The sequence below is a fragment of the Marinifilum fragile JCM 15579 genome, assembly GCF_001310955.1.
In the GTDB taxonomy this organism is placed as follows: domain Bacteria; phylum Bacteroidota; class Bacteroidia; order Bacteroidales; family Marinifilaceae; genus Marinifilum; species Marinifilum fragile.
Genome location: NZ_BAZX01000045.1, coordinates 1 through 20004 on the forward strand (window position 1 = coordinate 1; position 20004 = coordinate 20004).

The 20004-nt window shown below is 33.9% G+C and carries 14 protein-coding genes; 8 read left to right on the forward strand and 6 right to left on the reverse strand.

Translation table 11 applies throughout. From position 1 onward, the window contains the following. Window positions 1–1831, forward strand: a 1831-nt coding sequence (locus JCM15579_RS19005; RefSeq protein WP_157471560.1) for a T9SS type B sorting domain-containing protein, incomplete at its 5' end; no start/stop codon positions are given. Next, a complete protein-coding gene (locus JCM15579_RS19010; protein WP_054722749.1) occupies window positions 1831–2871 on the forward strand; it encodes a PorP/SprF family type IX secretion system membrane protein in 1041 nt (346 codons plus the stop codon). The genes JCM15579_RS19005 and JCM15579_RS19010, both read left to right, overlap by 1 nt. Here JCM15579_RS19010 and JCM15579_RS19015 read toward each other — a convergent pair. Both JCM15579_RS19015 and JCM15579_RS19020 read right to left on the reverse strand, forming a co-directional pair. Continuing rightward, on the reverse strand, window positions 2868–5243 hold the full coding sequence (locus tag JCM15579_RS19015) for a cache domain-containing protein (RefSeq protein ID WP_172677475.1): 2376 nt from the start codon (window positions 5241–5243) through the stop codon (window positions 2868–2870). The two genes, JCM15579_RS19010 and JCM15579_RS19015, sit on opposite strands and share 4 nt — an antisense overlap. A 74-nt stretch (window positions 5244–5317) precedes the next feature. Then, window positions 5318–5878: a hypothetical protein gene (locus JCM15579_RS19020; protein ID WP_054722753.1), complete on the reverse strand. Its 561-nt coding sequence runs from the start codon at window positions 5876–5878 to the stop codon at window positions 5318–5320. A 242-nt stretch (window positions 5879–6120) separates the two neighbouring features. Between JCM15579_RS19020 and JCM15579_RS19025 the strand changes: the two genes are divergently transcribed. Beyond that, on the forward strand, window positions 6121–7431 hold the full coding sequence (locus JCM15579_RS19025; RefSeq protein ID WP_054722755.1) for a two-component regulator propeller domain-containing protein: 1311 nt from the start codon (window positions 6121–6123) through the stop codon (window positions 7429–7431). Window positions 7432–7565: 134 nt separating this feature from the next. Beyond that, window positions 7566–8798 carry a histidine kinase gene (locus tag JCM15579_RS19030; RefSeq protein ID WP_054722757.1) on the forward strand — a complete coding sequence of 411 codons (1233 nt, stop codon included), beginning with the start codon at window positions 7566–7568 and terminating at the stop codon, window positions 8796–8798. Window positions 8799–9125: 327 nt separating this feature from the next. Here the strand turns inward: JCM15579_RS19030 and JCM15579_RS19040 are convergent, their stop codons facing one another. Next, a complete protein-coding gene (locus tag JCM15579_RS19040) occupies window positions 9126–9968 on the reverse strand; it encodes an aminotransferase class IV (RefSeq protein WP_083464774.1) in 843 nt (280 codons plus the stop codon). Between the two features lie 136 nt (window positions 9969–10104). On the opposite strand from JCM15579_RS19040, the gene JCM15579_RS19045 reads away from it, so the two are divergent. Then, the gene (locus JCM15579_RS19045) at window positions 10105–10398 is read left to right on the forward strand and encodes a hypothetical protein (protein WP_054722761.1); all 294 of its coding nucleotides are present in this window, start codon (window positions 10105–10107) and stop codon (window positions 10396–10398) included. A 56-nt stretch (window positions 10399–10454) separates the two neighbouring features. Here JCM15579_RS19045 and JCM15579_RS19050 read toward each other — a convergent pair whose 3' ends face one another. The 3 genes from JCM15579_RS19050 to JCM15579_RS19060 all read right to left on the reverse strand — a co-directional run bounded on the left by JCM15579_RS19050 (window position 10455) and on the right by JCM15579_RS19060 (window position 14946). Next, window positions 10455–10796, reverse strand: coding sequence for an avidin/streptavidin family protein (locus JCM15579_RS19050; protein ID WP_054722763.1), 342 nt, complete (start codon window positions 10794–10796; stop codon window positions 10455–10457). A 78-nt stretch (window positions 10797–10874) separates the two neighbouring features. Then, on the reverse strand, window positions 10875–11867 hold the full coding sequence (locus JCM15579_RS19055; protein WP_054722765.1) for an isoaspartyl peptidase/L-asparaginase family protein: 993 nt from the start codon (window positions 11865–11867) through the stop codon (window positions 10875–10877). A 91-nt stretch (window positions 11868–11958) separates the two neighbouring features. Beyond that, window positions 11959–14946, reverse strand: coding sequence for a tetratricopeptide repeat protein (locus tag JCM15579_RS19060; RefSeq protein WP_054722767.1), 2988 nt, complete (start codon window positions 14944–14946; stop codon window positions 11959–11961). 364 nt (window positions 14947–15310) lie between these two features. Between JCM15579_RS19060 and argS the strand changes: the two genes are divergently transcribed. The 3 genes from argS (at window position 15311) to folD (ending at window position 19804) form a co-directional block, all read left to right on the forward strand. Further along, window positions 15311–17104, forward strand: a complete 1794-nt coding sequence (gene argS / locus JCM15579_RS19065) for an arginine--tRNA ligase (RefSeq protein WP_054722769.1) — start codon at window positions 15311–15313, stop codon at window positions 17102–17104. A 418-nt stretch (window positions 17105–17522) separates the two neighbouring features. Next, a complete protein-coding gene (gene ffh, locus JCM15579_RS19070) occupies window positions 17523–18854 on the forward strand; it encodes a signal recognition particle protein (RefSeq protein ID WP_054722771.1) in 1332 nt (443 codons plus the stop codon). 68 nt (window positions 18855–18922) lie between these two features. Continuing rightward, a complete protein-coding gene (gene folD / locus JCM15579_RS19075) occupies window positions 18923–19804 on the forward strand; it encodes a bifunctional methylenetetrahydrofolate dehydrogenase/methenyltetrahydrofolate cyclohydrolase FolD (protein ID WP_054722773.1) in 882 nt (293 codons plus the stop codon). The last annotated feature ends 200 nt before the right edge of the window (window positions 19805–20004 follow it).

The following is a 20004-nucleotide window of genomic DNA, read 5'->3' on the forward strand; positions in this document are numbered from 1 at the left end:
AACGGATGCCAATGGTTGTTCGGCAACGGATGATGTGAATGTAACCGTTCATCCAAATCCGGTTGTAGACCTTGGTTTAGATCAGGAAACCTGTTTCGGAGGAATAATCACATTAGATGCCGGTAATCCTGAATCAAGCTACCTATGGTCCAATGGCGCAACGACTCAAACTATTATCGTTTCAACTTCAGGAAACTATTCAGTAGTGGTAACCGACGCCAATGGTTGTTCAGCTACAGATGATGTGAATGTAAATATTTTGCCAGCTTTTGAGTTTGATTTGACTTACACGACCAATTTAGTTTGTTATGGAGATTCTACCTATATAGAAGGTCCAAGTGTTGCAGGTTATAGATATCAATGGAGTAAAGATGGAGTTGATATTGCTGGCGCAAATGACTATTCAATTACCATTGGAGAATCTGGTAGATACAATCTACAAATAGAAAATCTTGAAGGATGTATTGCCGAAGATGGGGTAGATGTGGAAATCATTCAATTGCCAAATTCACCATTACCAGATCGAGTGGATATGTGTTATGGAGAAACTGTAAAATTAGATATTGGTGAAGGAGTTGACTTTTTATGGAGTGATGGAGTTACAACTCAGACTAGAGAAGTTTCTGAAGCAGGAATTTACCATGTGAGAGTTCAGGATATCAACGGTTGTATAGGAAACGATTCAGTTGAAGTTGTAGTACATGATTTACCAATTGTTGACCTTGGACCTGATTTGTATATCTGTGAAGGAGAAGAATTAATTTTAGAAGCTCCAGATGGGTATTATACAGAATGGGTTCCAGGTGGAGAAACAAGAGCAATTTATGTGTATGAAGAAGGTAATTTTATTCTTAAGACAACTGATGAGTTTGGTTGTACTGGAGAAGACGATATCAATATATTTGTTCATAAAAATCCAGAAGTTTACTTGGGACGAGATACTGTGATTGCTGAAGGAACATCTATTATTCTTGATGCAGGAAGCGGATATGTTGAATACGAATGGAGTAATCAGGAAGATTCACAATATCTAAAAGTAGAAAAGGACGGAGAATATGCAGTAAATGTTGTAGATGTTAATGGCTGTAGGGGAAATGGAAAAGTTAAAGTAGCTGTTAATCCAAGACCATCAATTAATTTAGGAGGAAGTGCTGGTATTTGCGAAGGAACTTCATTGATGTTGGATGCAGGAAATTGGGAAAGGTACTTATGGAATACTGGAGATACAACAAGAACAATTACTGTAAACAAAACTGGTGATTATACCGTACAAGTTTGGGATGTTTATGGAATTATGGGAACCGATATTATTCACGTTGAAGTATATCCATTACCAGAGGTTAATGTTGCTTCTGATACATTGAGTATGTACAAAGGTCAGACTTTGACCTTAGATATTGGATCTGGTTATTCTTCTTATTACTGGAATACAGGATCTGATTGGAGAAGTATAGAAGTGGATGATGCAGGCGATTATAGTGTACAGGTTAAGAATGAATTTGGTTGTATCGCTCAAGCTTCAATTGCGGTTAAATTATTGGAACCTAAAATGGTTGTACCAAATGTATTTACCCCAAATGGTAAAGGTCCGAATGAGATATTTTATCCAGTTTTTAAAGGAATTGTAACCGATTTTGAAATGTATATCTATACTCGTTGGGGGGAACAAGTATTTAAACTTGAAAAGGATATGGTTGCCAATAATGAGTTGAAATATGAAGGGTGGAATGGCATCTATAAAGGTAAAGATGCAGAAATTGGAGTATATGTTTGGATCATTTTTTATGGAGGAAAAGAAAGAGGACACGGAACAGTAACGCTGTTTAGATAATGATTGGAAAAGGACTGAAAATATTAGGAGGTGCATTAATCCTCATGATGAGTACTCTCAACATTTATTCACAAGATGTTGAGTTCTCACAGTTCTATGCAAATAAGGTTTATTTAAATCCTGCATTTGCAGGTTCTGATTTTGATGCTCGTATTTCTATGAATTACAGAAATCAATGGCCAGAAATCAGCTCTGCATATGTGACTTACAGTGTTGCTTACGATCAGTATGTAAATCCAATTGGAGGAGGAGTGGGATTGCAGGTGATGCAAGATGAACAAGGTGATGGAACAATTAGTACCACAACAATAAGTGGAATGTATGCCTATACCTTGAGAATTTCAAGAAGTTTGGCAATTAAAGCAGGTTTTCAAACCTCTTTTATTCAAAGGAGATTGAATGATTCAAACTTTACCTTTCCTGATCAAACCGATGAGTTTTATATTAATGGTTTAATTAGTCCATTTACTGGTGAAAGTGCAATTGATCACCTTAGCCGTAATTATATTGATTTTTCATCTGGTTTAATAGCATCTTATAAAAACTGGTTTATCGGTTTTGCCGCTCATCATTTAACGGAACCTGATGAAGCTTATAAGGAGGAGAGTGATTATTCTAAGCTGCCAAGAAAATATACTCTTCATTGTGGAGTAAATGTACCTGTTTTTAGAAGAGGTTTACATCAGACTGATATTGGTTTAGCACCCAATTTTCTTTATCAGCAGCAGGGGACAAATAAGCAATTAAATTATGGATTATACCTGTCAAAAGGATCTTTTATTGTAGGTATGTGGTATCGTGATAATCTGGAATTGGAATATGATGCAGTTATTTTACAATTAGGAGTAATGAGGGATTGGTGGCAAGTGGCTTATAGTTACGATAAGACCATTTCAAAATTAATCCACACAAACACAGGAGCTCACGAGATCTCATTTTTAATGAGGTTTAAAAATAATAGAAGAAACAAAAATAGTTGTAGGGAAATTGCTTTAAGAAGAAAAAGACAGGTTGGAAGAATTAAATGTCCTCATTTTTAAATCATTTCGTTTATTAAACTCAGTAAATTTTTCTTGATAATGGGTTTGGCAATATAGCCATCAAATCCAGAGTTCATTATCTGTTCTTTCTCGTTTGCCAATGCATAGGCAGTTTGCGCCACAATTTTAATTTCTGGATTGTTCTTTTTGATCAATTTTAAAGTATCATATCCATTCAAGTCTGGCATTTGCAGATCCAATAAAACCAAATCAAAATGTGAAGAACCACATTCTTCAATTGCAGTACGTCCATTATCTGTCGATGACATGCTTACTCCAGTAGATTGCAGCATTTGTTTTATCAATGTAATATTAACATTATAATCATCAACAATCAGTATTTTTTTCCCAGTTAAATCTTTGCTTACACCATTTTTGTGTATTTTCTTGATAGGAGCCGTGTTTGATTTATCATCAATTAAATAAGGTATGCTAACAAAGAAACTACTTCCAATATTTTCTGTTGATTCTACCCACATGTCTCCATTTAGCAGTTCTGCTAATTTTTTAGAAATTGATAGTCCTAATCCAGTTCCTCCATATCTTCTGGCGTGAGAGTCATCTGCTTGACGGAATCTACTAAAAATTATTTTCTGTTTTTCTGGAGAGATTCCAATTCCCGTATCTTCAACTGCAAAAATAAGCTTGTTTTCATTTAATTGATAGGAGACGTGAATACTTCCTTTCTCAGTAAATTTTAAAGCATTCTCAACCAGGTTTGTGATAATTTGCTTCAGTCGTAAAGGGTCTGTATAAATAACAGATTCCGATTCCTTTAAGCCTTTAGTGAATTTGAGTTCAATATGATCTTTTCCTTTGCTACTTTTTATCTTTTGAAAAGCGTGATAAAGTTCGTCAAATAGTTGATTAAGACTGTAATAGGTTTTGGAGATTTTAAGTTTGCCCGATTCAATTTTTGAGAAATCTATAATATCATTAATAAGATTCAAAAGTGAATTTCCGCTGTTTCTAATATGAGTAAAAAACTGTTGTCGAGTTTCAAATGGCAAATCATCTTCTTGCAATAATTCTGAAAATCCAATAATTGCATTCATTGGAGTACGAATTTCGTGTGACATATTAGCCAAAAAGGATGATTTTAATCGATCAGATTCTTCTGCTTTTTCACGTGCAACTTGAAGTTCTTTTTCTTTCTGGGTTCTTATATCAATCATGCGATTAATAGTTGTTCCCATATCTTGAAATTCAGAAAAATAAAGTTCATCGACATCAACTTGATGCAATTCCGTTGAAATTTTTCTAAAGAAGTTGTTGATGGAAGTGAAATTCTGCTTCATTTTTACAGAAATGGTCTTCGATGTAATGTAAATAATCACAATTGCGATTACAATTAACAACACAATCTGTAGAATGTATTTTTGAACATTACCTCTTAACTCAGCTCTGGCAATTTCAATATTTTTATCCAGCTCATCTGTGTATAGGCCTGCTCCAATAATCCAATCCCATTTCTTAATGAGCTTTATATATGAAATTTTTTCAGCATCTTCCTTACTTGGATCTTTGTAACTTATAAAACCCGATTCTTCAAGTTGGGCTGCATTGATTAATTGTTTTACATTTTCGCGACGTGTCTTGTTGCTGTAATCTTTGAAATTTTTTCCTATGCTGGCCGAATCAGCATGAAGTAGGCAAGTACCATCTTTTTTATAAACAAAAAAGTAGTTGTCTTGATTCATGTTAATTTGACTTATACGAATAAGAGCTTCCTTTTGGATTTCTGGCTGAATATCATCCAAATAGGCAAAGCTACCAAAATACCAGTTGTAGGGTGTAAACTTCTTGATATAAGAAATTTTGGTATATGCATTAAATTTATTTTTTACCTTTTTGTTGTTCACATATTTTGTAAAGCCACTGTCCTTATACTTCATCAATTCCACCTCGTTTTTAACAATGTAATTGTCATTGATATCTTTGAAATTGATTAAACTCTTGTTTTCATTTTCTTTTGATGAAGGATACAGAATACCTTTACCACTTAAGGTGTTGATAAAAATATAGCCTCTGTCATTGGTAAAGCGCAAAGGTGAAATAGCTTCTTTAATGCGTCTTTTTATTTCAATATCGCTTAGTTTTCCTTTGTTTTGTTCGTAAATGTAAACGGCAATTAAGTGAGCCTGATTTACAAAGTATTGAAGTCTATTTTTTAATCTTGATTCAGCTCTTGTATTCTGGTAATTAATGAAATCTATACATTCATGAGTCTTGCTTACCAAAATATCTTTTTGTTCTTCAATGTAATCTTTCTTAAGATTATTTGATTCAGTATTGAATTCGTTAAACTTGGTATATATCCAAATTCCGCCAAAACTCACTAAAAATGTAATGGTTAGGACTAAGAATAGCATAAAATAGGCTCTACTTATGCTTGTTTTGGTTTTGATAGTTTTGTTAGGGGTTGAATTCATATTGCTTTACGAAATCAAATTTGGAATTGGCTAAGTATCTGATTAAAAATAGGATTAAAAAATTGAAATCCAAGATCAATTTCATTCTTTATATTGTCATCTACAGGTAATCCGTCAAAATCAGTATTGTTCTGTATTTTATTGAGAATTCCCGTATTGTATCTCTTTACTTTTTGGTTGATAATAAAATGAGGAATTGTGTGATATTCTGCTTTTAATTTGAACTGATTTTCCTTTATTATATCATTTGACAATAAGAAATTGTACAAGTCGAGAAAATGAATTGATGATTTAGCAAGAAATACACGCAATTCAAAATTAACTAAAAGAGGAATTTCGTAATAGAATGAAAAATCTTCACTTTTATTTTGTCGATATTCAATGATAACTCTGTTTTGATTGACATTAACATGATCAAATTCAAATTTCCAATCCAATTCAGGAATGTGCTTAAACTCTTTTTTTATGGCATAAAGAGTTTTTAATCTTGGATATGCTGTGTATGTGAAATTTTGATTTTGTGCAAACAAATTAATGGCTTTTTCGATATTCACTTTTTCTAAGTCCAATAGCATTTTTAATACTGTTTAAGTTATCAGATAGGCAAAGTTAGCTTATTGTTTAAATCTATTATTCTTGTTTTCCTCATTTTTTGTAATGTAATAATAAATCTTTTTACGACGCATATGTTAATTTGTTTGTTTATGCGTTGATAGATAGTGTTTTCTGCTAAAATCTTTGAAGGCTGGTTATGTGCCAATGTAACTTGACACATTTGACACCTAAATTTTCTTAGTATAATTAGTATAATTGTATTATGAACCTAATAATCAAAACACAACTAACCATTCTATTTGTTTTTTTAGCCACTTTAAGTGGAGTTGCGGCTTATAGTCAAACAGATGATTTTACGCAATTGGATGGATTGCCATGCAATAGTGTGAATCATATTTTTGAAGATTCCAGAGGGCTGATTTGGTTAGCAACAGATGCTGGATTATGTGAGTTTAGTGGGTTTAAGGTAAAATATAGAAAGGGATTGAATAGATTACAGGGAGAAAAAGTTACCTGTGTTACAGAGAATTTAAATGGTAATTTAATAATTGCTGCAAGGGGAGTTGGAGTATGTGAATTTGATGGTGAGCATTTAGAGGTCATTGCTAGTACGGAGAATACTGATTTAAATGATGTTTATTCGGTAAAAGTGTTTGCCAATAAATTAATGGTTGGTACTTCAAATGGAATTTACTTGTCCAATAATTTAGATACACTTGATGAATTTTCAATGGTTGAAGGGACGAAAGAAGTGAATGTTCTAGAGGCCATACCAAGTAAGAGTGAAGTGGTAATTTTTCCTAAATTAGAACTGGGTGCTTATAAGTTTATATCTGGTAATTTTTCAAAAATAGATAATACAACATCTGAGGTACTTGAGTTAGGTAAAGGTTTTTACGGAGAAATTGAAGTAGGGCAACAAATATTGCTAGATGTAGATACTAAAAAAGTTCAATGTGATGTATTATCTGCCTTGTCTCATCAGAGCGAGAGTATTTATTTACTTCGATACTTTAAGAATGGATTGGAATATAGAAAGTTAATTTCGATAAGAAATAATATATGTGTAGATCTTCTTCAAGAGAATGATTTGGAGGATGTTTTTGTCCAATGCATGTTTAAGCATAGTCTTATGGGTGATATTTGGTTAGGGACTAAAAATCACGGACTAATTAGTTTGAAACAATCACTATTTACACTTTATACTGTATCATCCTTAGTACCCAACTGTAATGAGATTACAGATTTGCTTTCTGGGGCTGATGGCTCCTTAATTATAGCAGGAAGAAATATTGTTGCGAAAGTTAAGAATGAAAAAATAATAAAATCCATTAGCGAGAAAGAGTTTATTAGATTACTTCCAAAGTCGAAGAAGAAAATAGACCTTGTTGTTAATGATATTGAATTAATGGGTAATTCAATTTGGATTGCTACGAATTACGGGTTTTATACCTTGCACTGCAATTCTTTTCTGCTTAACTACAAAAACATAGCAGTAGCTACGAAGTGTACAATTACCTCAAACGGAGATTTGTTTTGTTATGATGGCAAGCAGTTTTTACCTGTGGGATAAAGAATAATTCTGTAGATATAAAATGGAACTTACCAAATGAAGAAGAAGTTGAGATTACCAAGATAATTGAGTTTGATTCTTACATTTGGGTAGCCACAGAGACTCATGGAATTTATCGATTTGGAGAGAACGAGGTGAAAAAATTTGGAAGGAATAATATTGGAATTCACAATGTTGTTAATGATATGCTTGTTCTGCCTGATTCAAGTATAATTGCAGGAGGGAATAATGGAATTGTTTACAGGTTAAAAAGCGAAGGAGATGAATTGATCATTATTGATTCTCTTGATCATAGCGATGGTTTGGAGGGCATTTCTGTACATGGTTTTCAATATCATAAAGATGGTTCAATTTGGTGTGGAACCAATTTAGGAGTTCATAGATTTGAATATGAAACATGGCATCCGGATTCGTCAGTGAAGTATAGATTTTGGAATGCAAGTAAAAAAGTGGAGTTTAGAGGGAAAGAGTCTGTTGTTGATAAGTATAATAACATATGGGTTAAGTCAAATTATGCTTTAATGAAAATTCAGGCCAATGATTTTACTGATGACAATACTGTTTATAAGCCAACCTTATTAGAGGTGAAGGTAAAAGATAACAACTGGAGGTTAAAAAAATCGGAATTTGATAAATGGACAAAAACACCAAATAATCCTATCCATTTAAAATATTATGAGAATTATGTGAGACTTCGGTATGGTATGTTGTATTGTGATGATTTGGAAAACATCAGGTATCGATATCGCTTGGTAGGTCTGGATAATCATTGGTCGGATTGGGTAAAGTCGAATGAAGTGGTTTATTCGAATTTAAGTGGAGGAGAATATACTTTTGAGCTTGAAGCCAGAAAATTAAGTTCTGGAAAGATTGGGAAATATTCTATTGATATTATGCTTGCCACAGCTTGGTGGCAAACAGTTTGGTTTTGGTTTATTGTTGTTAGTATTCTTGGAGTACTAACCTATTATGCCATTAATCATTTTAAATCAAGAATTAAATTTGAGGAGAAGCAAAGAACAAAACAATTTAATCGAGTAATTGGATTAAAAATTCGAGCACTTCAACACCAGCTTGATCCTCATTTTGTTTTTAACTCACTCAACTCTATTCAGAGTTATATTTTAGAGGATGACGAAGATAGAGCTTTAGAATACTTATCAGATTTTTCTATGGTTTTAAGAAATAACATTAACAATGCCAATAAAAACCTAATATCGTTAAGTGAAGAAGTAGCTTATTTAAAATTGTATCTGAAACTGGAGCAAATGCGATTTGAGGAGAAATTTACTTTTCAAATTAACTTGGATGACAAAATAAATTCATTAGATATTAAGGTTCCCCCCATGTTAATTCAGCATTTTTAGAGCATGCCATAAGAAATGGAATCAGTAAGCTTGATAGACTAGGTAAGATAGTAATTCATTTTATTTTGGAAGATGATGGGTATTTAAAGTGTGAAATTGTAGACAATGGATTAGGCAATAGAAAAATCGATCTGACAAATAGTGAATCAGAATTGGTAAAAGGCAACTCTTTGCAGATAACTTGCGATAGAATGAAATTACTAAACAAGGTTCTAAATAATGGAAGAATATACTCTTATCAGATAAGTGAGTGTGTTGATTCAAAAACAAATTTTTCCGGGATGAAAACAGTATTGGGATTCCCGAAGTTGAAATTGTAATATTGTCTTAACTATTTTTAATTAAGTTTTCCTGAACCATTTTACCATAAGCATCAAAAATATCGAAAAGCAGTTGGTGATCTACCGAGAAACTTATAGAATTAATCCTGTTTATTGGTAAAACCATAGGAGAAGTACCTGTTAAAAAGGCAGCTTCGTATTGAGGGATTTCATCATATGAAATCGATCTGTAATGAACTGGAATACCAAGCTGATCTGCAATTTTTAAAACCTTACTCCTAACAATGCCATTTAGGACTTCATTGTCTGGCGAAGTATACAAGGCATTATCTTTGATAAAAAACAAATTGGAGCGACTTCCTTCCGTAATATTCCCAAGTTTGTTTAGAAGAATTACCTCAAAAATACCCGCTTCAGCAATAAGATTATTGGTTTTTGAACGTAATTTATGATTGTAAACTTTAGCTGTTGGTGTTGGTCTTTCTGCCTGATGAATAAGAGTTCTTACTCCATTTTTGTATTGAGATTCAGTTGGGTAGTAGTGTTGAACAAAATAGGCATAGAAATTCATATCCTTACCATCAAAATTAAAAACCAACTTAATGTTTCCTTCTTTACAGTCGTTTTTTTCTACCAAGGTTTTTATACAGCCGTGCAATTGTTCAAAGCTGTACATGATTTCCAAACCTACCTTTTTTGCTGATTTTGTAAGGCGTGAATAATGTTCGCAAAGAAAAACTGCTTTCCCGGATATTATTCTTACCACTTCATACAAGGAAGTTCCTCTTAACAGGTAAGTATCTTTAAAACTTTCTGATGCTTTAAGTTTATCGTTGTGTAAGTATAGATATCTGAAACATTCGCTCATAATAGTATCGCCTCTAATCATATCAGTAATATTGCAAAATAAGTGTTATTTGCCAGTTTATCCAATTCCAAAACAAATTATTTAAACAAGCCGATAGCGTAGTAGTTTGTTAGGTTTTATTTGTATTTTAGCATATATCAAATAAAAAATACCACATATGGCAAGTAAAAAGGAGTTCAAAAAAGATGTGAATTTTCTCACTAATGAAATAGTAATGAGAGGAATGATTCATCTTGAATTTTTTGGAAACAAAAATTCTGATCAGATATTTGAAATAATGAATGGCGCAGTAAATTCAAGAAATGATTATATCGCCAGAATTAATGATAGGTTGACAGGAAAAAATGCAAAGGAAATTAAGTCACATTTTAAATCGATTTATGATGATTTGTTGAAATCAACACACGATTTGTTGGAAAAAATTGATGGACTTGATATCCAGGTAAAATAAAAACAAAAAGGAGTTTCAATATTGAAACTCCTTTTTGTTTTAACCCATATTTGAGTTTAAGGTTTTCTAAAAGTTCCTACACCTGTAAGAATGGCTTTGGCCATTTGTTCCTCTTCGCCTCCATCACTTTGCGATAAATGCCACATGGTATGAATTACAGGTCCCATTTCATCAAGTTCAAATCGTCCGGTCCAACATGCTAATGATCCATACTTTCCAAAATCTACCATAAAAGCAATTACATTATTATTGATTTTACCGCTAATTTCAAATTTTTCTTCAAAACTAGGTTGGCCAATAGCAGTTTGAAAGGTTCCGCTAACACGATTATCAACCACAGCTAAATCCATTTCAGAATTGTACTGATTTCTCCATTTTCCGTTCAAATTAATTGTCATGTTGTTAAGGTTTAAAGGTGACTTTTCTTTTGTATACTGAAGTTAGTTCGAAATAATTAATCATCAAAATTAAATGAACTACTTGTACATATATTTTTCCTTAACACCAGCAGAATTTACATAGCCTCTGTACATTCCTGAAGTATTCATTTTCATGGCTGGATTACCATATTTATCTAAAGCAACAAAACCACCTAAGCCATCAATTTGATTTAACTTGTTCAAGACGATATCCGTTGCATCATTCAAACTTAAGTTTTGATATTCCATTAATGAAGAAATGTCTCTGGCAATTCCTAATCTAATAAAGTATTCTCCATGACCAGTACAGGATACAGCGCAAGTTTTATTATTTGCATATGTACCAGCTCCAATAATAGGAGAATCACCGATTCGTCCAAATCGCTTATTGGTCATTCCTCCGGTTGAAGTTCCGGCTGCTAAATTTCCCTCTTTGTCTAAAGCTACGCAACCAACAGTACCATGTCTGTCGGTTCTTTTCATTTCGCGTTCTTTCTGCAAAATTTGTTGCAAATAATTCCATCTATCTTCTGTAAAAAAATATGAACTATCTACAATTGTAAGCCCTTCTTGCTTGGCAAACATCGAAGCTCCTTTGCCGCTTAACATTACATGTTCAGAGTTTTCCATCACTTTTCGGGCAGCACTAATTGGATTTTTAATATTACCAACTCCGGCAACAGCTCCTGCATTTAAGTCTTTGCCCCACATTATCGAGGCATCAAGTTCATTTTTACCAGAATGGGTAAATACAGAACCTTTACCAGCATTAAAAAGTGGGGAATTTTCAAGCACATGTATGGTAAGCTCTACGGCATCAAGGGCAGATCCTCCATTTTTTAATACAGAATCTCCTACGGTTAAGGCTTCGTCCAATTTGTCAAAATATTCTTTTTCCTTTTCGGGACTCATATTTTTCTTAAGAATAGTGCCAGCACCACCATGAATGCACAATGCATATTCCAATTTCTCAGGTTTTTGATTTGAGTTATTACATGAAACGATTAAGAGTAAAAGTAGTGATGATAACAGCAAGTTTAAGTTTTTCATGATTGGGTTTTTTGTAAAAAAATAGTGTCAAAAAAGCATTGACACTAAATTAGTTTTTTGAGTGGGATTATCTGTTTATATCTGAAAAAACTTAGTTCTTCTGAGACATATTCTTTTTGAGAATAGCCAACAATTCTTCCTCAGTATATGGTTTGGAAATAAAGGCATCACAACCCGCTTCGGCCATTTTATCACTTTCATCGCGAAAAGCGTAAGCAGATTGAGCTACAACAGGAACTGATGGATTTTTCTTTTTGATTTCTCTTGTAGCTTGATATCCATTGATCTTAGGTAATTGGATATCCATAAGGACCAAATCGAAATGCTTATCCTGAAATTTTTCAACGGCTTCTAAACCATCTTGCGACCAAGTTACATTCGCATTTACTTTTTTAAGAACTTCATTGATGTATAAGAAATTTGATTCAATGTCTTCGGCGACGAGAATATTTTTTCCTGAAAAATCAAGAGGATTATTTTCGTAACTTATGATTTTGTTTTGAATAATGGTTTCGTCATCAATTACAAATTCAACAAAGAATTTACTTCCTTTATCAGGATCAGAAGTAAACCATATTTTGCCTCCAAGCAATTCTGTTAGGCTTTTCGATATGGTTAAACCTAAACCTGTTCCACCATGTTCAACACCATTATTGCTTGCTTGTCTGAATCGATCATATATTAAAGCTTGATCTTTGTAAGGAATTCCAATGCCCGTATCTATTACAAAAAATCTCAAATGATTTTCAATAACTTCTATACCAAAATCAATTCTTCCTTTTTTAGTAAATTTTATAGCATTACGAAGCAAGTTAATCAGAATTTGTTTTAATCTTATTTGATCAGAGTGAATCGAAATATTCTCGATTCTTTCAGGAATGTGCAAATTGATTTTTACATCGGTTTTTCCATTTTTTATTTTTTGTTCTTCGAATATTTGTCTCAGTTCTTCAAGAACAGGGTACACATAGAAATTGGACTTCTTAATTTTAAGCTGTTTCGATTCGATCATAGAAATATCAATGATATCATTTACCAGGGTAAGCAGAAGTTGTCCATTCTCATTGATAATATTCGTATAATACTGATGTTTCTCTTTGGAGTTAGTAAAAGCCATCAATTTCGAGAAACCAATAATTGCATTCATTGGAGTTCGAATTTCGTGCGACATATTAGCCAAAAACGAGGTTTTTAATCTATCAGCTTGCTCAGCCTTTTCCTTCGCTTTTAGCAATTCAAGAGTTCGAATTTTAACTAAACTTTCAAGATTTCTTTGATGATCAGCTAATAGAGATTCTGCTTTTTTACGTTCCTCTATTTCAAGGTTTAAATTTTTGTTCGATTTTTTAGCAATGACATAAAATCGGTAAACAATTCCCGAAAAAAGAATAATTAAGCCAACAATAACAATGAGAAATGTATTGGTGAGTCTTTCTTTTTTTAGTTTTTCTTCCTTTAAAAATTGCTCTTTGGTGTGCAGCTGTATAAGATTTTCTCGCTTTTCCTTTTCATTTTGCATTTGAATCCAACCAATTCTGTTTTCAGCCTGAGCGTTGTACAATTGGTTGTAAACATTCACATATTCTTTATAATATTTGAGCGACTGCTTGTAATCTTTCTTTTCTTCAAAGATGTCAGACAGGTTTCGAAAGTTCTCAGCGATTAAGGTTTTACGATTCGCTTTTTTTGCCAGATCCAAGCTGTTCTTTAAATAATGAATGGCTTGATTGATATCTTTTTTTTCTCGGTAAAGAGCGGCTAGGTTATTGTAAACAGAACCTAAACCTCCTAAATTGCCTCTACTTTTATTTATATCAACTGATAAGTTTAAATACTCTTCAGCTTTTTTAAAATTACGTTTCTTGATATAAATGAGTCCAATATTGGTGTAACAGGAAGCTATGCCTTTTAGGTTATCAATTGATTTTTGAATCTGAAGTGATCTTTCGTAATTGGAAAGAGCCAGATCAAAATCTTTTAGTTGAAGATGTGCATTTCCAATTAGTCGAAATACGTTAGCAGTTCCCTTTGCATAGCCTATCTGATTATTTAAGGCAATTGCCTGATTGTAGTTTTCTATGGCAAGTTTGTAATCACGCATAGAATAGGAAATCAAACCTAAATTTTCATAGCATTTGGCGATGTTTTTCTTTGACTCTAATTCTTTAAAAAGTTTTAAAGCTTTGTGTTGATACTCAATTGCCTTGTCATTTTGGTCCATCGATTGGAATACTTCTCCCATTCCCATGTACGAACTTGCCATTCCATTTTTTGATTCAAGTTCAAAACTTAAATTCAATGATTTGGTAAATAATTCAATAGCTGTATTTCTATTGCCCAAAGTATTCTGTAATGCGCCAAGTTGATTTAAACTGTATGCAATATTTTTAATCAAATTGTTTTCTTCGCCAAGTTGCAAAGCCTTATTAAAATATTCTATGGCCAAATCTGTTTTGTTGATTTCCTTATAGGCAGTTCCAAGCGCATTTAGAGAGTAGCAAATTCCTGAGGTATTTTTGTATTTTTTATTTAAGTTGAGTGCTTTAAGGTAGAATGTCAAAGCCTCGGTATAATGGCAGGTTTCCAATTGCAGATTTCCCAGGGCATTATAACTGTATGCATAGGATAGAGTATCGCGATGTTTCTTTTTTAATTCTAAACTTTTATTGTAAAAACTATCAGCTTTAGCATAGTTACATTTTCTAAGATTTAACTCTCCATAATAGCTGTATAGGAAACTGATTCTAGTTGTATCGCTTACACTCTCCCAATAATCAAATGATGCGTCAAAGCAATTTTGTGCTTTTTCCATATCCCCACGGTAAAGATAAATACGCCCCATTAACTCATTTGCAAATGCAAATTTGTCCATTTGTTCTGCTTCCAGAGATTTATCCGCCAATAGTTTTGCACTTGCTAATGCTTTGGGATTACTTTTGTGATAGTAGGATTCGGCCTCAAAATACAATTTATTTAAATCCGATATTACTGCTTTTTTGCGAAAAGGTTCAGAGTCGGGAGAAGAATAGCTGTGTGTTGCAATAACAACGCATACAAGCAATAATAGTAAGTTCTTCATTCGTCGGGGCATAAGAATGTTTAGATACTTTAAGATTAATTATCAGATATAGTGTTTCAGAGAGTTAGGGCTCAATTTTCTCATGCAAATTAAACGTAATAATCGATTAATTATTGCAACATGTCAAAGGTAAAGAATGCCTGGCAGATTGATGTTAAATAACGTGTTGTTTTTGAGAGATAGAATAATGTTAGGCATGAATGACTTTTTTTTACATTACGGATAGCAATTCATTTTATTCCTATTATCTTTGCGGATTCAGATTGAGGGACTTAATTTGATTTTGTTTGATAAAGACCAAATGAATGGCAAGTCCTGTTTTAAGGATGAAATTTAAGTAGAATTCGAAATACAGAATTTCCAAATGAGTATTGAAAATATTATTAAAAGCAAAGTAGTTGAGGCCGTAAATTCATGTTACGGACAAGGTATTGAGGAGAAAATCGTTCAGATTCAGAAAACCCGACGAGAGTTCGAAGGTGATTTAACTGTTGTTGTTTTTCCATTCCTGCGCTTTTCAAAAAAGTCACCGGAGGAAACAGCAAATGATCTTGGACAGTTTTTAACTGAAAATATTGAGGCGGTATCAGCATTTAATGTTGTGAAAGGGTTCTTGAATTTGGTAATTGATAATTCATACTGGATTTCTGTACTGAACGAAGCTGTTAAAACAGAAAACTATGGATTTACTCCATTGGCAGAAGGAGCTAAAAAGGTGATGATTGAATATTCATCTCCAAATACAAATAAGCCACTTCACTTGGGACACATTCGTAACAACCTGTTAGGTTATTCTGTTGCTCAGATTTTAAAAGCTAACGGTTATGAGGTAATCAAGGTTAATTTGGTAAACGACCGTGGTATCCATATTTGTAAGTCGATGTTGGCTTGGTTGCGTTTTGGTGAAGGAGAAACTCCAGAGTCAACAGGTATTAAAGGTGACCACTTGGTTGGTAAGTACTACGTAAAATTCGACCAGGAATACAAGAAAGAAATTGAAGCTCTAGTGGCAGAAGGAATGGAAGCTGATGAAGCTAAAAAGCAAGCTCCATTGTTGTTAGAAGCTCAGGAAATGTTGCGTAAATGGGAAGCCGGTGATGAAGAAACTGTTGCTCTTTGGCGCAAGATGAACGACTGGGTTTTGGATGGTTTCGATATCACATATAAGAAAATGGGTGTTGATTTCGATAAGGTTTATTTCGAATCAGATACTTATAAGAAAGGGAAAGCAATTGTTGAAAAAGGATTGGCAGACGGCGTATTGTACCAAAAAGATACAGGTTCAGTTTGGGCCAACCTTGAAGCAGATGGTTTAGATCATAAATTATTGCTTCGTGATGATGGAACATCAGTGTACATGACTCAGGATATTGGAACAGCTTTCGAGCGTTTCAACGAATTCCATATCGACGAGCATGTGTATGTTGTTGGTAACGAGCAAAACTACCACTTCCAGGTATTGTCATTAATTCTTGGGAAACTAGGATATGAGTGGCACGATAAAATTCAGCACTTATCTTACGGTATGGTTGAATTGCCAGAAGGTAAAATGAAATCGCGTGAAGGTACTGTGGTTGATGCCGACGATTTGATGGAAGAAATGGTAAATACTGCACGCGAAACTTCTAAAGAACTTGGTAAGTTGGAAGGATACTCTGAAGAAGAAGCTGAAGATGTATACGAAAAAGTGGCAATGGGTGCATTAAAGTACTTTATCCTTAAAGTTGATCCTAAGAAAAACATGATGTTTAATCCTAAGGAATCTATCGACTTTAATGGTAATACAGGTCCATTCATCCAGTACACTTATGCTCGTATTCAATCGGTGGTGAAAAAAGCAATTGACGCAGGATTTGAAATTCCTGAGGCAGCTTCATCTAATTTGAATATCTCTGAAAAGGAATCATTCCTAATTCAGATGCTTGCAAATTATCCAACAGTTATTAAGGAAGCTGGAAAAGAAACCAGCCCTGCTCAAATCTCGAACTATGTATACGACTTAGTGAAAGAGTACAACCAATTCTATCACGATCATCCAATCGCGAAAGAGGAAAATACAGACTTAAGAGCTTTCCGTCTAGTACTTTCTAAGCAAATCGGAGAGATCATCAAATCAAGTATGAGCCTGTTAGGAATTGGTGTTCCTGAAAGAATGTAATACAATTTTAATAATTAAATGACACATGTATTATGCCGATGGATTTCTAAAGGAGAATTGTAAGTGAAATGTAACAATGCGACATTTTAGAAACAAATCGGTGTAATTTTTAAGATACATGATATTACAAAGCAGATCTTCAATTTGAGGATCTGCTTTGTTAATTTATATGTGGTACTTGTTAATATAATTATATGTAGATCCAAGCAATTATTAGAATAGTAAAAGGCATAAAGTGAAATTTCCAATCCATAAACATCAAATTAGCACATTAAATTACAATCATCTAATCAATGCTTTTTACAATTCGAGCGTTTTACTTTTCTACTATTCAACTTTTCTACTTTTTTCTTCCTGATTCACTTTAGCTATACGCATATTTTTTTATTTTTGCAGGGAAATATAAATACGTAGAATAATGTTTGAAAATCTTAACGAAAGACTTGAGCGATCGTTCCAGATATTAAAGGGACAGGGTAAAATTACTGAAATCAATGTGGCCGAAACATTGAAGGATGTAAGACGCGCTTTATTGGATGCCGATGTTAACTTTAAAATTGCCAAGTCGTTTACTAGTACAGTAAAAGAAAAAGCATTAGGACAAAACGTACTTACTGCCTTGAAACCAAACCAGGTGATGGTGAAAATTGTTCACGATGAGCTGGCTGAGTTAATGGGTGGAACTCATGTTGATATCAACACTCAGGGAAAACCTGCCGTAATATTAATTGCCGGATTGCAAGGTTCTGGTAAAACCACATTCTCAGGAAAATTAGCGAATTTGTTAAAAACAAAACGTTCAATGAATCCTTTGTTGGTTGCCTGTGATGTTTATCGTCCTGCTGCGATTGATCAGTTGCATGTATTGGGAGAGCAAATTGGTGTTCCAGTATACTCTGATAAAGAAAATAAGAACCCGGTAAAAATTGCTCAAGCTGCTATTAAAGAGGCTAAAGCAAATGGTAACGATCTTGTAATTGTCGATACTGCTGGTCGTTTGGCTATCGATGAGGATATGATGAATGAGATTGAGGCTGTTAAAAAGTCTATCAATCCAAGCGAAACACTTTTCGTAGTTGACTCGATGACTGGTCAGGATGCTGTGAACACAGCGAAAGAGTTTAACGACAGATTGGATTTCGATGGTGTTGTTCTTACAAAGTTAGATGGTGATACTCGAGGTGGTGCTGCTTTATCAATTCGCTCGGTAGTTAACAAGCCAATTAAGTTTGTTGGTACAGGTGAAAAAATGGAAGCACTTGATGTTTTCCACCCTGAACGTATGGCTGATCGTATTTTGGGTATGGGTGATATTGTATCACTTGTAGAACGTGCTCAGGAACAATTCGATGCTGAAGAAGCGAAGAAACTTCAGAAGAAGATTGCCAAGAACCAATTCAACTTTAATGATTTCTTGTCTCAGATTTCACAGATCAAGAAAATGGGTAACCTTAAAGATTTGGCTTCTATGATTCCTGGTGTAGGAAAAGCATTGAAGAATATCGATATCGATGATGATGCCTTTAAAGGTGTTGAAGCGATTATCTTCTCAATGACTCCTGCAGAACGTGAAGATCCAAAATTGATTAATGGTTCGAGAAGAAAAAGGATTGCCGATGGTTCTGGTTCTACCATTCAGGATGTGAACAGGCTGATTAAGCAATTCGACGAGACTAGGAAGTTAATGAAAATGATGTCGAAAGGCGGAAACATGTCCAGAATGATGGGTAACATGGGACGCAGAAAATAATAAAACCATATACGAAATGCTTGACTCTGCGGTCAGGCATTTTTTTTAAATAACAAAGCTAACAAACCATGGAATTAATCGACGGAAAAAAGATTTCTAACGAGGTGAAGCAGGAAATTGCTGCCGAAGTTGAACAAATTAAAAAAGCAGGTGGAAAAACTCCACATCTTGCTGCTATGATTGTTGGACACGATGGTGCCAGCGAAACTTATGTTGCTGCTAAAGTGAAAGCTTGTCATGCTGTAGGTTTTGAGTCTTCAGAATTTCGTTTCGAAGATGACATTACAGAAGAGCAACTTTTGGCAGAAATCCGTAAGGTAAACGAGAACGATGACATCGACGGATTGATTGTTCAGTTGCCACTTCCTAAGCACATTTCTGAGACCAAGGTAATCGAAACCATTCGTCCGGAAAAAGATGTTGATGGATTCCACCCAATGAACGTAGGTAAAATGGTTGCAAGTTTGCCAACTTACCTTCCTGCCACTCCGGCTGGTATTGTTGAGTTGTTAAAGCGTTATAATATCGAAACATCAGGTAAAAACTGTGTGGTAATTGGTCGTTCAAACATCGTTGGTACACCAATGAGTGTTTTAATGTCGCGTAAGGCTGCTTATGGCGATTGTACCGTTACATTGTGTCACAGTAGAACCAAAAACATTGCGGAAATTACCCGTCAGGCGGATATCGTAATCGTAGCATTGGGAATGCAAGAATTCCTTACTGGTGATATGGTAAAAGAAGGAGCTGTAATTATTGATGTAGGTATTCACCGTGTAAAATCTGACAAAACCAAGTCGGGATGGAAATTACTTGGAGATGTGAAATTTGATGAGGTTGCACCTAAAGCATCATTCATTACTCCGGTTCCAGGTGGTGTTGGACCAATGACTATCGTTTCATTGCTTCAAAATACACTATTGGCAAGTAAAAAGGAGATCTATAAATAGATTTCTGAATCAAAATATTCAAGCAGGCTTCTAATTTTAGGAGCCTGTTTTTTTATGGAATTTACGAATACTTGTTTGGGTAAAGACAGCATAAATGCATACTCTAGCAAGTCCAAATAATTCTTTGTGGTAAATACAAGGCATTATCAATTTTAAGGTGACACAGTTTATTGAATAGACCCTTGTTCTACCTGCCATCA